General features: G+C 46.0%; 16 protein-coding genes. 8 read left to right on the forward strand and 8 right to left on the reverse strand.

The genetic code is table 11. The features are described 5' to 3' along the window. Positions 1–131: 131 nt before the first annotated feature. The 4 genes from ACVC9U_RS11040 to ACVC9U_RS11055 all read left to right on the forward strand — a co-directional run bounded on the left by ACVC9U_RS11040 (position 132) and on the right by ACVC9U_RS11055 (position 3,286). Positions 132–746 carry a YhcN/YlaJ family sporulation lipoprotein gene (locus tag ACVC9U_RS11040; protein WP_075753012.1) on the forward strand — a complete coding sequence of 205 codons (615 nt, stop codon included), beginning with the start codon at positions 132–134 and terminating at the stop codon, positions 744–746. A 119-nt stretch (positions 747–865) separates the two neighbouring features. After that, a complete protein-coding gene (locus ACVC9U_RS11045; RefSeq protein ID WP_003181456.1) occupies positions 866–1,072 on the forward strand; it encodes a YlaI family protein in 207 nt (68 codons plus the stop codon). 138 nt (positions 1,073–1,210) lie between these two features. Continuing rightward, on the forward strand, positions 1,211–2,707 hold the full coding sequence (locus ACVC9U_RS11050; protein ID WP_075753013.1) for a monooxygenase: 1,497 nt from the start codon (positions 1,211–1,213) through the stop codon (positions 2,705–2,707). A 72-nt stretch (positions 2,708–2,779) separates the two neighbouring features. Beyond that, complete coding sequence (locus ACVC9U_RS11055) at positions 2,780–3,286, forward strand: MarR family transcriptional regulator (RefSeq protein ID WP_075753014.1); 507 nt, start codon at positions 2,780–2,782, stop codon at positions 3,284–3,286. A gap of 21 nt (positions 3,287–3,307) precedes the next feature. On the opposite strand, the gene ACVC9U_RS11060 is transcribed toward ACVC9U_RS11055, so the two are convergent. Both ACVC9U_RS11060 and typA read right to left on the reverse strand, forming a co-directional pair. Continuing rightward, a complete protein-coding gene (locus tag ACVC9U_RS11060; protein WP_003181448.1) occupies positions 3,308–3,628 on the reverse strand; it encodes a YlaH-like family protein in 321 nt (106 codons plus the stop codon). 57 nt (positions 3,629–3,685) lie between these two features. Next, positions 3,686–5,524 (reverse strand): translational GTPase TypA, encoded by a 1,839-nt coding sequence (typA, locus tag ACVC9U_RS11065; protein WP_075753015.1) that lies wholly within the window; start codon positions 5,522–5,524, stop codon positions 3,686–3,688. A gap of 160 nt (positions 5,525–5,684) precedes the next feature. Between typA and ACVC9U_RS11070 the strand changes: the two genes are divergently transcribed. Then, a complete protein-coding gene (locus tag ACVC9U_RS11070; protein WP_075753016.1) occupies positions 5,685–5,870 on the forward strand; it encodes a YlaF family protein in 186 nt (61 codons plus the stop codon). Positions 5,871–6,031: 161 nt separating this feature from the next. On the opposite strand, the gene ACVC9U_RS11075 is transcribed toward ACVC9U_RS11070, so the two are convergent. From ACVC9U_RS11075 to ACVC9U_RS11085, 3 genes are all read right to left on the reverse strand, one after another. Next, positions 6,032–6,487, reverse strand: a complete 456-nt coding sequence (locus tag ACVC9U_RS11075) for a GNAT family N-acetyltransferase (RefSeq protein ID WP_075753017.1) — start codon at positions 6,485–6,487, stop codon at positions 6,032–6,034. After that, on the reverse strand, positions 6,480–7,274 hold the full coding sequence (locus ACVC9U_RS11080) for an inositol monophosphatase family protein (protein ID WP_020451254.1): 795 nt from the start codon (positions 7,272–7,274) through the stop codon (positions 6,480–6,482). Before ACVC9U_RS11080 ends, ACVC9U_RS11075 begins: the two co-directional genes overlap by 8 nt. Positions 7,275–7,415: 141 nt before the next feature. Then, complete coding sequence (locus tag ACVC9U_RS11085; RefSeq protein ID WP_003181425.1) at positions 7,416–7,604, reverse strand: hypothetical protein; 189 nt, start codon at positions 7,602–7,604, stop codon at positions 7,416–7,418. Positions 7,605–7,847: 243 nt separating this feature from the next. Between ACVC9U_RS11085 and ACVC9U_RS11090 the strand changes: the two genes are divergently transcribed. Beyond that, complete coding sequence (locus tag ACVC9U_RS11090) at positions 7,848–8,483, forward strand: YktB family protein (protein WP_075753018.1); 636 nt, start codon at positions 7,848–7,850, stop codon at positions 8,481–8,483. 52 nt (positions 8,484–8,535) lie between these two features. On the opposite strand, the gene ACVC9U_RS11095 is transcribed toward ACVC9U_RS11090, so the two are convergent. Next, on the reverse strand, positions 8,536–8,811 hold the full coding sequence (locus tag ACVC9U_RS11095) for a UPF0223 family protein (protein ID WP_441390865.1): 276 nt from the start codon (positions 8,809–8,811) through the stop codon (positions 8,536–8,538). 248 nt (positions 8,812–9,059) lie between these two features. On the opposite strand from ACVC9U_RS11095, the gene ACVC9U_RS11100 reads away from it, so the two are divergent. Beyond that, entirely contained in the window at positions 9,060–10,532 is a 1,473-nt protein-coding gene (locus ACVC9U_RS11100) for an aminotransferase class I/II-fold pyridoxal phosphate-dependent enzyme (protein ID WP_142238609.1), read from the forward strand. A 45-nt stretch (positions 10,533–10,577) separates the two neighbouring features. Here the strand turns inward: ACVC9U_RS11100 and ACVC9U_RS11105 are convergent, their stop codons facing one another. After that, on the reverse strand, positions 10,578–10,697 hold the full coding sequence (locus ACVC9U_RS11105) for a GapA-binding peptide SR1P (protein WP_020451249.1): 120 nt from the start codon (positions 10,695–10,697) through the stop codon (positions 10,578–10,580). A gap of 375 nt (positions 10,698–11,072) precedes the next feature. On the opposite strand from ACVC9U_RS11105, the gene ACVC9U_RS11110 reads away from it, so the two are divergent. Further along, on the forward strand, positions 11,073–11,453 hold the full coding sequence (locus ACVC9U_RS11110) for a hypothetical protein (RefSeq protein ID WP_075753022.1): 381 nt from the start codon (positions 11,073–11,075) through the stop codon (positions 11,451–11,453). A 90-nt stretch (positions 11,454–11,543) separates the two neighbouring features. Here ACVC9U_RS11110 and lpdA read toward each other — a convergent pair whose 3' ends face one another. After that, positions 11,544–12,956, reverse strand: a complete 1,413-nt coding sequence (gene lpdA / locus ACVC9U_RS11115) for a dihydrolipoyl dehydrogenase (RefSeq protein WP_441390867.1) — start codon at positions 12,954–12,956, stop codon at positions 11,544–11,546.

The raw sequence follows: 12,956 nt of genomic DNA on the forward strand, positions 1-12,956 counted from the left end.
TTAGCCTTTTCTTTTCAATTGGGTTAAAAGCTGATGGAGCGCCCGCTAAAATATATGTTTTTGTGAATAAAGATAGAAGGTTAATTCAACAATAAAAATTAATGAAAGCATTTTTAAGGAGGCAACCTCAAGTGCGAATCTTTTTTTTGATCCTAATTCAAACCGTTATGCTGCTTTCAGCCTGCGGCATTCAAAATAATGCCCGAAATGAAGCGAACGAGCTTCCCGGCAACAAACCGATTCAAGTAAAAAACAGCTCCCAAGAGCCGGTGAACCGTGAAGACGGGCAAGCCATCTCGCGGCGCCTTGTGAAGATCACCGAAAGCGTTCCGGGTGTCAATGATGCGACCGCCGTCGTGCTCGGCAGGCTAGCCGTCGTCGGAATTGATGTGAAAGACAATTTGGAACGCAGCAAAGTCGAATCCATTAAGTATTCCGTGGCTGAAGCGCTGCAGAATGACCCTTACGGAGCAAACGCCGCCGTTGTCGCAGATCCCGACACAGTCAACCGCCTGCGGGCAATGGGCAGAGAAATTCAAGCGGGACGTCCTGTCAAAGGGATTCTCGACGAGCTGGCAGCCATCGTCGGGCGCGTCCTTCCTGAAGTGCCGAACGACGCAACAGACAACCAGCAAACAAATCCTACAAAATCCAACAACGACCAGCTGAATGACAGAAACCAGAAACAGCTTGAAAAGGAGCAGAATAAGCAATCAAACAAGCATATGAAAAATCGGCAGCCATAACTTTTAAAAGCCTGTGCCACTGTTTTCTTGACGGCACAGGCTTTTTCCTTTTTTCTAAAGGAGAAAATTTATTTGTCCGATTGATTAAGGTATAATGAATCGTAAGCGAGGTGAATCAAGTGAGGGTAAAGTGTTCATTGTGTGACAAAATCGAAAAAATCGATGATGACACACTCATTGCCAAACGTCTCCGAAACCGGCCGATACATACTTATATGTGCCATGAATGCAGCGAACGAATTAAAATCAAAACAGAAAACCGGATGAAAACCGGCCGTTTTAAGCTATATCCGCACAGAAAAGATAAAGAGCAGATCAAGTCATAAAAGCATGGACAAGCTCCATGTTTTTTTATCGCCTTTTTTGTTACACAAGTAACAAAATTAAAGATTATAGTTGATAAACATTTTCATTTATAGTATCTTAAAATTGTTTCATGCGTAACAAAAAAGGAGTGATTCATCATGGATTTTGATGTACTGATCGCAGGCGGCGGCCCCGTCGGTCTGCTGACGGCTTCCGAGCTGGCTTTGGCCGGTGTCCGGACCTGTATTGTCGAACGGCTGAAAGAGCCTTCTCCATTCTCAAAAGCGCTCACACTGCATCCGCGCTCAATCGAAATACTTGAAATGAGGGGGCTTGGAGAACGGTTTAAGGAAATTGGCAAGCCGGTCCCTTCGGGGCATTTTGCCAGTCTGAAGACGGGATTGGACTTTTCTGCGCTTGACACGCAAGCCAATTTTACATTGTTTATCCCTCAGTATGAAACTGAGAAGGTGCTTGAGGAACATGCGCGAAATCTCGGTGTCTGCATCCTTCGCGGTCATGAAGTTCTCGCTGTCCGCGAGCATGAGGAAACAACCGAGCTTGTTGTCCAGGGTCCGGATGGCCTGTCCTTACTAACTGCTTCCTATATCGTCGGTGCTGACGGGGCCGGAAGTATCATTCGCAAGCAGGCGCGCATCGCTTTTTCCGGAACTGATGCAAATATCACTGCAATGCTTGGTGATGTGTCGCTTGAAAATCCGCCGGAATCTCATTTTTATACTTGCGAGAACCGTGAAGGCGGCGTTGTGATCGTACCTTTAGACGGCGGCATTTTCCGCGTCATTATAACGTCGCCGCACATGCCTCAAGCTTTGCTTCACGAGCCCGTCACACTGGAAGAATTAAAAAAAGAACTCAACCGCATCTGCGGCACGGACTTTGGAATGGACAGCCCGGTTTGGATGTCCCGCTTCGGAAATGCCAGCAAGTTGGCGGAGCATTACCGTTCCGGCAGAATTTTCTTGGCTGGAGATGCCGCGCATATTCATTTTCCCGCAGGAGGGCAAGGTTTAAATGTCGGGCTTCAGGACGCGATGAACCTTGGCTGGAAGCTGGCAGCAAAGATCAACGGACGGTGTCCCGACTGGCTGCTTGACAGTTACCATAATGAAAGACACCCTGTCGGGGAAGCGCTGCTCGTCAATACACAAATCCAAACAAAGCTGTTTGATTTTACACGTGAAGGCCTGTACCTCCGCGAATTATTATCCGGCATTCTCGGATTTGCAGACGTCAATCGCTATCTGGCCGAACAAATTGCGGCGCTCAGCGTGCAATACGAAGCAGATGAAAAGATGCCTGAACATGAGCTGAACGGAAAACGTCTGCCAGATATCGATCTGACCCTTTCAGATGGTACTGTCAAACGGCTTTACACTTTTCTCCGCGATGGACGCTTTTTATTAGCAGCGTTCGGGATAGAAGCGAAGGAATTTTCCGGCTTTCCTCACGTCCGGCGCATACAAGTGAAAGCAATTGACGGCAGGCCTGAATGGAATGGGGTAAAAGCAGCGCTGATCCGTCCCGACGGCCACGTGGCCTGGGCTGTCGACGAATCCATGGAAAACGTGGAGCAATTGATTGCCGATGGTATCCGCCGCTGGTGCGGGAACTCTCATCTTCAGCCTGTTTAATCATTTTGTTTCATGCGCAACAAAATGATATAATCAAAGCAGAAAAATCGATTAAAGGAGCCGGTTTTCTGCATGGAGCATTTAACACACGCAAAACAAGAAATATTCGATCTGTACATCAGGCTCATTCATCAGCAGGAACAGCAAGAAACCGTCATGAAAGAGCGCATCTCCGCAGAAATGAAAAAGATGGAGCGCGAATTCGGAGCTGAACTGAAACTCAACATGTCTGACGTCCATACGATCAGCTGCATTGGCGACCACGAACCGATCAACGTCACCTCGATTTCCGAGAAGATGGCATTTTCAAAAGCGACGGTCTCAAGGATCACCGCAAAGCTGACCGAAAAAGGCCTCGTCAGCAAAACACAGCTCAGCGACAATAAAAAAGAAATCTACTTCCGTTTAAGCCAGAAAGGGAGAAGCATCTATCACCTTCACCAGCGGGAACACGAAAAAATCGAACAAAGCTTTAAACGATTTTTAAGCAGGTATTCATCTGATGAGATCCTTTTTGCCAGGGCTTTGTTTCGGGACTTATTAACGGCGGATTTTCTGGCGCATACAGAAAAGACATAGCCTTCTTTGGCTATGTCTTTTCTACGTATTCGCCCCCGTCTGCTCTTTTTTCGAACGGTGCAGACGGATTTTGTAAATCGAAAGGATTAAAACGGCTACGATCAGCCCTTCTCCAACCGGCAGAAAAACGCCGAAAAAAGTTAAAAACGTACAGCCTAGCGCCAGAAAAAAGTAAATGATCGCCGTTTTCAACAGCGGCAGCCGTTTGGCGAAACCCAGTTTAAAGACGACCGCAGACAGGACGAAGATGGTGGCATAAAGCCACCACATTCCCGCCTCAGGATTCTGGTCCACTTTATAAAGAGCGGCAAAAAACGACAGCCGTTCACTTACATCAGTCAAAAAGATTCCCCTCCCCTTTGCTTAGTTGGGTTGCTCTTTTTTTAGGTTCTGCAAATGTTACGACAATCCTGCCAGCTTTTTCTTTTTCGCTGCTTTTTCGCGTTCGTTTTTGTCGAGAATTTTCTTTCTCAATCTGATGGATTCAGGCGTGACTTCGCAGTACTCATCCTCGTTCAAGTATTCAAGCGATTCTTCAAGCGACATGATACGCGGTTTTTTCATGCTGACCGTCTGATCTTTCGTCGCTGAGCGTACGTTTGTCTGCTGCTTCATTTTGTTGATGTTGACGACAAGGTCGTTTTCACGGTTGTGCTCGCCGACGATCATGCCTTCATATACTTCTGTGCCCGGCTCGACAAAAATCACGCCGCGTTCTTCAACGCCTTGAATGCCGTAGGCTGAAGCTTTCCCGGTATCCATTGAGACAAGCACACCTTGACGGCGCCCGCCGACTTGCCCTGGCTCAACAGGCTGATAGCTGTCAAACGTATGATTTAAAATCCCGAAACCGCGTGTAAGGGAAAGGAATTCGGTTGAGTAGCCGATTAATCCGCGTGAAGGGACGTTGAAAATCAGGCGGACTTGCCCGTTTCCGTTATTGATCATGTCGATCATTTCACCTTTGCGCGCGCCCATTGATTCCATTACAGATCCGGTATGCTCTTCAGGCACATCGATTTGCACGCGTTCAACAGGCTCACAGCGAACGCCGTCGATTTCTTTAATGATGACTTCCGGCTTCGATACTTGCAGTTCAAAGCCTTCACGGCGCATGTTTTCGATTAAAATCGACAAATGCAGCTCACCGCGTCCGGATACGATCCAGGCGTCAGGAGATGGCGTCGGATCGACTCGAAGGCTGACATCTGTCTGAAGCTGCTGTTCAAGGCGCTCTTCAATCTTCCTAGCCGTGACATATTTTCCTTCGCGACCGGCAAAAGGACTGTTGTTAACCGCGAACGTCATTTGAAGCGTCGGCTCGTCAATGCGCAGAACCGGAAGCGCCTCTTGATGCTCAATCGGGCAGACGGTCTCTCCGACATTGATGTCTTCCATTCCTGATACCGCGACAAGGTCGCCGGCTTTCGCTTCTTCAATCTCGACTCTTTTCAAGCCCTGGAAACCGAAGATTTTCGTTACGCGGAACGGCTTGATAGAACCGTCAAGCTTCATTAAAGCAACTTGCTGTCCGACCTTCATCGTTCCTCTGAACACGCGTCCGATTCCGATACGGCCGACATAATCATTGTAGTCAAGCAGAGCCACTTGGAACTGTAAAGGCTCCTCATGGTTATCGACAGGACAAGGAATATGGTTGACAATCGCTTCGAATAAAGCTTCCATATTTTCATCCTGCTGCTTCGGATCTGCTGAAGCGGTGCCGTTGATCGCAGAAGCGTAAACAACCGGGAATTCAAGCTGTTCTTCATTGGCATCAAGCTCGATAAACAAATCGAGCACTTCGTCAACGACCTCTTCAGGCCGGGCAAAATCGCGGTCGATCTTATTGACAACAACGATCGGCGTCAAGTTTTGCTCAAGTGCTTTTTTCAGCACAAAGCGGGTTTGCGGCATGCAACCTTCATAAGCGTCAACAACAAGCAGAACGCCGTCGACCATTTTCATGATCCGCTCAACTTCCCCGCCGAAATCTGCGTGTCCCGGAGTATCCAAAATATTAATGCGTGTATCTTTATAATTAATCGCTGTATTTTTCGCTAAAATCGTAATGCCGCGCTCTCTTTCCAAGTCATTGGAATCCATGGCGCGCTCTGCCACGTTTTCATTTGCACGGAATGTGCCAGCCTGATGGAGGAGCTGATCCACAAGCGTCGTTTTCCCATGGTCAACGTGGGCGATAATAGCGATATTGCGAAGATCTTCTCGAAGTTTCACATTTTCATCTCCTAAAAAATTTAGATAATCTTTCATATTATAACTGACGAACGAAGTTATTTCAATTTGTTTCAAATTTCCAGCTTCGGTTGACCCTTTCTATTCAGTGCGATTTTCTGTAAACTAACAGTAGACTTCATACTAAGGGGATGGGAAAACAGTGAAACAAATCAAATGGATATTCTTATTATTCGCACTTGCTGCAGTGATCAGCATCATGATGATCGGCGTTGCAGTCGCCGAAAAAAGCGCTGCCGGCGTCGCAATCGCCGTCGCGATTCTGATCGTCATCATGGGGAGCGGTTTTACACTCAAAAAAAGAATGCGCGAAAAAGGCCTGCTTTAATAAGAAAGGAGCCCCTTCCGGCTGAAGGGGCTTTTGATTGTCAAACACGCAACCCTGCGTTCGCTCTTTTTATAAAGTTCTTGCACCATGTTCATCCCTCTGCGGTCTGAAATGAACCTGAAAAAAATGAGACCTGTTGTCAAACAAGTCTCATTGAAGCATCAAACAAGGGGCAACACCATAATCAAATATCGTTTTCCCTCTTTATCTTTTTCGATTTTTAGCTGTTCAAATCCCGAGCGGGCAAGCATGTTCAGCCACTCGTCCTTTTCATAAGGCACCGCCGCAAACAACGCTTTATGCCCCTTTTCTCTCAAGCGTTTTCCGATCGTTTCAATCACTTCTTTTGCCCGGCCTTTTTTGCGGAAATCGGGATGGACAAGAAGCGTTCCGAGCCAAGGCTTGCCATTAGAAGGCGCCCATTCGAGATGAAAGCTGAGAGCCGCCGGCAGGCCCCTGTCTTCCCACACGAGCCATTCACCGTTATACATCGCATAAGCACTCATATAGCGTTCCAGGCTGTTTCCGTCAAGCTCTTCCTTCGCCCACCCGTGGCTCGCTTCGGCCAGCTCCTCAAAAAAGGCGAAATCAGAAGAAGAGAAAGCCCTGCTATTCATGCGGCAAATATTCGTTGAAAATCGCCCGGTGAGCTGCCGGATTGCCGGCTACGATGCTGTGGTTTTCAAGAAAATTGAGCGGTTTCCCGTCAATGGTCGTATATGTTCCGCCGACTTCATCAAGCAGGATGCAGCCGGCGGCGTAATCCCAAGGAGCAAGCCTCATCGTCACATACACATCCATTCTGCCGGCCGCTACATAAGCGAGTTCCAAAGCCGCTGAACCGTATGAACGGGTCCCTCTGACGCGCTTGACAAGCGGGGATAATACGCTTGGATCAATCCGTCTGTTCTCGGTTATCCATGTCGCATTGATGGCCAGAATCGATTCTTCAAGCGGCACTTCTTTCATCTTGCCGAGCTTTGTATCATTCATGTAAGCACCTTCGCCTTGAAAAGCATGATAAAGCTCGTCGTGAGTCACATCATAAATCAAACCGATTTTGCCTTTTCCGTTTTCAAAAATGCCGATTGAAATCGCAAAATTGCGTTTTTGATGAATAAAGTTCATCGTACCATCGATCGGATCGATGATCCAAACGATGCCGTCCAAAGATGTAAGCTTGTCCCCCTGGCCTTCTTCGCCAAGAATATGATGATCCGGAAAAACCGATTGGATTTTTTCAATGAAAAAACGCTCTGTTTCCTTGTCAATGTTTGTGACAAGGTCATTTGGATTCGATTTCGTTTCAATTGTCATCTTTTCTTTCATTGACTGCTGAATTCTCTGACCAGCTTCTTTCACCCAGCTTTTCGCCAGGCGGTCGATTTCCTTCCAGTTTGTCATCACACTACCTCTTTTCTATGTATACCTGTTGATTTATTCATAGCATACTGATATTAGCCGGGAAAAATCAAGAAAAATGACAAATGATCAGGCGGCCCAGATAAAAACGAACCTCTCAAACGGTTCGTTTTTATTATGGTTTCAACCATGTAATCTAATCCATTCTTTTCTGAGTCGTTCCAGTTTGCGCTTGCTCAACTCGATTTGGGTTTCATCCTTTTTTTCCATGGCTTCAAAAAGCGTTGCAAGTTCATAGTCGACCTCAAGCCTCCAAACAGCGGCCCGATTGTCTTTTTCCTCTTTCAATCCTTGTTTCACAATTGGTTTCATGTGCCCTACGCCCCCTCCAGAGAAAATTGATGTCAAAGAGAATCCTTCTGGTTTTAGTCCTAAGCGTGATTTATATTAATTTCTTATTCATATCGTATGAAGTGCTCAAACATTCGCAACGTTATTCTAAAAATTGTGTGTTTACCTAACGATTCCCCAAAATCCGCGAAGCGAAACGTAATTTTTTGTTTGAAAAGCCGACTGTGATACAATATCTTTACTGATTGGACAAGGAGGAACACAATGAGCAGTCTGCGTTTTACTGAAGAGGATTTTCGTACATTTACAATAGAAGGTTTAGATGCGCGGATGAACGTTCTGATAGAAACAGTGCGCCCGAAACTTGAAGGGCTCGGCGATCATTTTGCGCCTGTTCTGTCCGCATTGACAGGAGACGAAATGTTTGTCCACGTCGCAAAGCACGCGCGTCGCTCGGTCAATCCGCCGGACGACAGCTGGGTTGCTTTCGCAAACAATAAGCGCGGCTATAAAAAGCTGCCCCATTTCCAAATTGGTTTATGGGAAACCCACGTGTTCGTATGGTTTGCATTGATCTATGAGTCTCCTCTCAAGCAGGAATACGGCCAGCTGTTTAAAAAGCATCTGCCGGACATTGAAAGCAACATTCCAAACCGTTTTGTCTGGTCGGCCGATCATACGAAACCGGGCGTCATAAGACAGTCTGAGATGGGCGATAAAGAGCTGGAGAACCTGTTTGAACGGCTCGTCAACGTGAAGAAAGCAGAAGCGCTTTGCGGTATTCAGCTTGCAAAGGACGAAGTGCTGCAAATGAGCGAAGAGGCGTTTCTATCCGAAATCGAAGCGGCTTTTGAAAAGCTCGCCTTCCTTTACCGCCTGACGCAGAAAGTATCGGTTTGAACAAAAAGGGATGGCCTGTTGTGCCCATCCCTTTTTGTTTTGGATTTTCTCATTACATTTTAATTTTCGTATCTTCCGTTTGTTCCTTTGCTTTTTTGACTGCCTGATACGGAGAGAAATCGCTCGCTTCTTCAAACTGGCTGCAGAGCTTTTTTTCCTCCGCTTTTCCCGGAACGATTTCTTTAAAGCGGCGGTAAGCACTCATTAATACATCGCGCTCTACGCCTTTTTCATAAGCAAGCTCAATCGTCTGAAAAAACGATATGACGTCTATCGCTTCCTCTGTGCTCCAGTCTTCATTCATCGGATATTGGTATCCTTCTTCCATTTGGTTCATCTCCTTGTGCAGTTCGCCCTGACGGCTTGTTTGGCTTTAGTATTGGTTTTCTTTTTTGCGACTATCCAAAGGGACAGAGAAGCCTTAAAGATGATAAAATGTTCTTTACATTCTTTCAAGAACATAATATAATTCATTTGTTTTATGCCATCAAGCAAAAACGCAAAATAACTCAACGATTTTTGATAAAGAATAGTCTTTAAGGATATAGCAGGTTTATCATGAAGGTGGGAAAACAATTGTTGCAGCACGAAACACCCCTATATACCGGATTAAAAAAACACGCCGGCAAAAACCCGATCCAGTTCCATATACCCGGGCACAAAAAAGGCTCCGGGATGGACCCTGAATTCAGGGCGTTTATCGGAGAAAACGCATTAAGCATAGATTTAATCAATATCGAGCCTCTCGACGATCTGCACGCACCGAAAGGAATCATCAAACAGGCGCAGGATCTGGCGGCTGAAGCATTCGGAGCCGACTACACGTTTTTTTCCGTTCAAGGAACGAGCGGCGCCATCATGACGATGGTCATGGCCGTATGCGGCCCCGGAGACAAAATCATCGTGCCGAGAAATGTTCATAAATCGGTCATGTCAGCAATCGTCTTCTCAGGCGCAGTACCGATTTTCATCCATCCGGAAATTGACGATGAGCTGGGAATTTCACACGGAATCACCCCTGAATCAGCGAAAAAAGCGCTGCTTGAGCATCCTGACGCAAAGGGGCTTCTCGTTATCAATCCGACTTATTTCGGCATAGCTGCAGACTTAAGAAGCATCGTGGAGCTGGCTCATTCATTTCATGTCCCTGTGCTTGTTGACGAAGCACACGGCGTTCACATCCATTTCCACGAAGATCTGCCTCTTTCGGCCATGCAGGCCGGAGCGGATATGGCGGCGACGAGCGTTCATAAGCTCGGAGGATCCCTTACACAGAGCTCGATTCTCAATATGAAAGAAGGTCTTGTTTCAAAAGAAAGAGTTCAATCGATTTTAAGCATGCTGACGACGACATCGACCTCCTATTTATTGCTCGCTTCACTTGATGTCGCAAGAAAACGCTTAGCCACAGAGGGACACGAACTGATCGAACAAACGATTAAGCTCGCTGATGAAACAAGGGATCGCATCAATGATATCAACGGTATTTCATGCGTCGGAAGGGAAATCCTCGGCTCCAAAGCGGCTTTTAATTATGATCCGACCAAATTGATCATATCTGTGAAAGATCTCGGCCTGACCGGGCATGATGTGGAAAAATGGCTGCGCGAGTCATGTCAAATCGAAGTGGAGCTTTCTGACTTATACAACATCCTGTGCATTTTTACACCGGGAGACCGGAAAGAGGATGCGGATGCGCTGATCAAAGGTTTAACCGACATCGCTCAGCAGGCCGCCTCTGCTGCGGAAAACAGACGCAAGCCTGAAGTGCTTCTGCCAAACATTCCGGCGCTTGCAATGACACCGCGTGACGCTTTTTATGCAAATACGGAAATCATTCCGTTTAAAAAAGCCGCTGGCAGAATCATTGCCGAATTTGTGATGGTTTATCCGCCAGGGATACCGATCTTCATTCCAGGCGAGATCATTACCGAGGATAATATCAACTACATCGAAAAGAACCTGGAAGCAGGGCTGCCTGTTCAGGGACCTGAAGATGACACCCTCCATATGATCCGCGTCATTAAAGAACAGCAAGCAATCCTTTAAAAAATATAAAAGCATGCGGCACTGTAAATGGCCGCATGCTTTTTTCTATTCTTCCTCTCTAAGATGGCAGTTGCACTGTCCGCACGTTCCGTAAAGAATCGTCACTTTCTCATCTTCAAAATGCTGAATGGTTTCATTGCAGTCTTGACAAACGATCGTGCCCATCTTTCATTCCCCTTTTCTTTTCAAAATGGAAGCGTTTAAATTTGTTACCCTTATAATATTATGTCACATTAATATTGTCAACGGTTAATTGTATAACACATTTAAATCAATTTTGCTCTTTTTTCAAAAAAGGGCCATTCATGTTATATATGTATTCCTGCTTAAAGCTTATGCAGAACGCTTCCCTGCTGATCCCGACTATGTACCCATCAAATCCGTTCAATCTACAACGTCTCATAAATAAAACAGCAGTTATCAATTGTGTAACAAATGGGTAACAACGAAAGATTATTTCAATTATCATGATAAAATAGGAATTGTTTACTAATCGAACAGAAAAATCGGCTTCATTATATAGAGAGGTGAGGAGACGTCATGTGGTTTCGAGCGATATTCACCGCCGCAATTTGTTTCCTTTTTTTTACGAGTGGATGTTCTTTATCTCACATCATGCCTGACCATGAGCAGCAGCAAAGCGCCAACCAACGCCACCTCAAGCTCATCTTTTTTTCCGATGACGAGCATATGGGGCAGGAAGTGGCTTACTATGATGCGCTTTTGGATTTAAAAAAAGAATTTCCCGAACAGGTTTCAAATATGGAAATTTCACATGAGAAAGGCCCGTGGAAAAAAGAGGTTAAAATCTTTCCCAGCTTGCTGCTTGTTCATGATAAAAAAGTACTGGTTAAAATTGAAGGAAAAATAAAAGATAAAGATAAAATTGTAAAGCTTCTTCAAAAAGAATTGAAGCATTAAAAATCCCCTGTGTATGTGCAAGGGGATTTTCTGTCTTGAGCTATTGCTAGAATACATAAAAAAACCCCCTGCTGGGGGTTTTTCTTTTAATTATTTTACAACGTGAATCGGCATGCCAATGGCAACTTCTGCAGCTTCCATTGTGATTTCTCCCAATGTAGGGTGAGCATGGATTGTCATGGCGATATCTTCAGCAGTCATGCCTGCTTCGATTGCCAAGCTCAGCTCAGAAATCATGTCAGAAGCGCTTGCTCCGGCAATTTGTGCACCGATGACTAAGCCGTCTTCTTTGCGTGTTACAAGTTTAAGGAAACCATCAGTTTCGTTTAATGACAGCGCACGTCCGTTTGCAGCAAACGGGAATTTGGCTGCAGTCACTGCAAGACCTTCTTCTTTAGCCTGTGCTTCAGTGTAACCCACAGATGCAAGTTCAGGCTCAGAGAAGACGACCGCAGGAATTCCGAGATAATCGATTTCCGCTGCTTCTCCGGCAATCGCTTCAGCAGCGATTTTACCTTCATAAGAAGCTTTATGTGCAAGCGGAGGACCTTCGATGATGTCACCGATCGCATAGATGTTCGGAATGTTTGTACGGCATTGTTTGTCCGTTTTGATGATGCCGCGGTCCGTCATTTCAACGCCTACTTGTTCAAGTCCGAGCTCGTCCGTGTTTGCAACGCGGCCGACAGTGACAAGTACGTAGTCCGCATCGATCGTTTGCTCTTCGCCTTTCACTTCGAACGTAACGGTTATGCCGTCAGCTTTTTCTTCTACGCCTTTAGCCATAGCTTTTGTATGGATTTCAACGTTGCCTTTTTTCTTCAGGTTGCGTTTGACAAGAGAGCTCATTTGCTTCTCAAAGCCTGGAAGGATTTCTTCTCCGCCTTCAAGAATGACAACTTCAGTGCCGAAGTTTGCATATGCAGTACCGAGCTCAGTTCCGATGTAGCCGCCGCCGATGACAACGAGCTTCTTAGGAATTTCTTTCAGTGCAAGCGCGCCTGTTGAATTCAGTACGCGGTCGCTATATTTGAAGTTTGGCAATTCGATAGGGCGAGAACCTGTTGCAATGATCGCATTTTTGAACGTGTAAGTCTGAGCTGAATTCTCATCCATCACGCGTACAGAATTGCTGTCTACAAAGTACGCTTCGCCTTTTACGATGTCGACTTTGTTACCTTTCAGAAGGCCTTCAACACCGCCGGTAAGCTTATTAACGACAGAGGCTTTCCATTCTTGAACTTTTGTAAAGTCAACTTTTACGTTTTCAGCAGTGATCCCCATCTCTTCAGAATGCTTTGCATTCTCATAGCGGTGGCCTGCATTGATCAGCGCTTTTGAAGGGATACATCCGACATTCAGACATACGCCTCCAAGATTGCCTTTTTCAACGATTGTTACTTTTTGTCCAAGCTGAGCAGCGCGGATGGCAGCTACATAGCCGCCAGGTCCCGCACCAATGACAAGAGTATCTGTTTCAATAGGGAAATCTCCTACTACCAT

Source organism: Bacillus sp. GM2 (assembly GCF_056155945.1).